General features: G+C 73.4%; 2 protein-coding genes. One reads left to right on the top strand and one right to left on the bottom strand.

Features of this window, described 5'->3' with window-relative positions; all coding sequences use genetic code 11:
- Positions 1-1107, bottom strand: a 1107-nt coding sequence (locus tag H5J26_RS32095) for a hypothetical protein (protein ID WP_181769230.1), incomplete at its 3' end; no start/stop codon positions are given.
- Between the two features lie 323 nt (positions 1108-1430).
- Between H5J26_RS32095 and H5J26_RS31795 the strand changes: the two genes are divergently transcribed.
- The coding region (locus H5J26_RS31795; protein WP_181769229.1) for a rhodanese-like domain-containing protein at positions 1431-1629 on the top strand (199 nt) is incomplete at its 3' end.

The following is a 1629-nucleotide window of genomic DNA, read 5'->3' as shown; positions in this document are numbered from 1 at the left end:
ACGTGGCGCTTCCCAGCTACGACCGCTCACTCCCACCGCGCGCTCGGGGGCGGCCTCCGCGACGGGTTCCAGCACGGTCTGCACCGGGGCCTGGGCGCCGTCCCAGATGACGATGATCTGGGACGGGTCGACGGGGCAGAGCACCGTCAGGGAACGGCCCCACTGGAGGGCCTCCTCGACCTCCGCCGCGACAGCCGATCGGTCCTCGGCGGGAGCTATCTCCACGACGGCGAGCTGCACGACGCCGGCCGCCGTCAGGCCCGGGGCGAGCGGCTCCACGGCCCGCCCGGCGGACGTCACGTCCCCCACCATCAGGTACTGGAACCCCGATGTCCGGGCTGCCAGCACCGCCGCGCGGAGCCGGTGCTCGCGCTCCGAGACGTCCTCCTCGCGGAGCAGCCCGGCGACCATCACGGCCACCTGCTCCAGGCCGATCTGGCGGCGGCCCGACCCCGCTCCCTGCCGGGACGCCACGAGCAGCCGGTGCGGCGGCCCGACACCCACCGGCCACACCTCCACGTAGCGCCCGTCCGAGCTGCCCCGTACGGGCCCGCGCTCCCGCCCGCGTACGAGTTCCCGCAGCAGGCCGGACTGCTTCCTCACCTCGTCCGGCCACGCCTGCTCACGGTGGCCGTCGACCACCCTCACCTCCGCGCCGGTCTCCCGCGCCACCCACTCGAGCAGGCCGTCCGGACCGCCGCCCTCCGCCATGGCCTGGGCCGCCAGGTTGGCGTAGGACTCCAGCTGCCTGATCTCCGTCTGCAGTGCCGCGACCTGCGCTCCCCTCAGCGCGTCCGCGACCTTGGCCGGGCCGCCTGGGATCGCGGGGGTGAGCAGGGGCACGAGAGTGGAATCGGCGGCTTCCCCCTCGTCGCCGCAGAGCACGACGCCCGCGGCGTCCTCGGCCCGCCGGCCCACCCACTGCAGGCTGCTGCCGCCGGGAACCACCAGGAGGGCCCGCGCCGTGCGCTCCCCGATCGGCGGTCCGTCGGGACCGCACCGCATGATCTTGTCCACCACCCGGCCGGGGTCCTCGGGCGCGTCATGATTGCCCGCCCACCGCAGCAGAGGCGGTTCGCCGGCGGTCAGATGGCCCAACGTCAACATGTCTCCAGGCTCCTGCCGACGGCGGGCAGCCGCACCTCGAGTCTCTCGGTACGCCCGGCCACCGGCCCGTTCGGCCCGAGCGGGGCGGCTCCAGCAGGGGCTTCCCGACCCTCGAGTGGCCCGGGACCGGGGACGTGCGCACCGAAGACCGGACCATCTCTCCCGCGGCGGAGACCAGGCGCTGCGCCGTCCACGAATGGGTGAACGCCTTCCGTGACACTGCGTGGGCATGCGGAATACGGCGCTCCTCAACGTTGCTGATCCGATCAGTCTTGAGCAGTCGTGATCAGAACCGCATTCCAACCGCTTCGAAGGGACGTGCTGTGACGCCTCCGCCCGCTCCGCTCACCGTCGACGAACTCCCCCAGCGCCTGGACCACGCGACCGTCATCGACGTGCGCACCCCCGGCGAATACGGCTCCGGGCACATCCCCGGAGCCTTCAACATCCCGCTCGACCGGCTCGACGAGGCGCTCCCCGCCCTGCGCACGGCGACAGCGGGCGGCGAAGTAGTCGTCGTCT

It is taken from the genome of Streptomyces albidus (ex Kaewkla and Franco 2022) (assembly GCF_013870515.1).
In the GTDB taxonomy this organism is placed as follows: Bacteria; Actinomycetota; Actinomycetes; order Streptomycetales; family Streptomycetaceae; genus Streptomyces; species Streptomyces albidus.
Note: the sequence above shows the minus strand (reverse complement) of the source record. Positions and strands in the feature narration are given on the sequence as shown.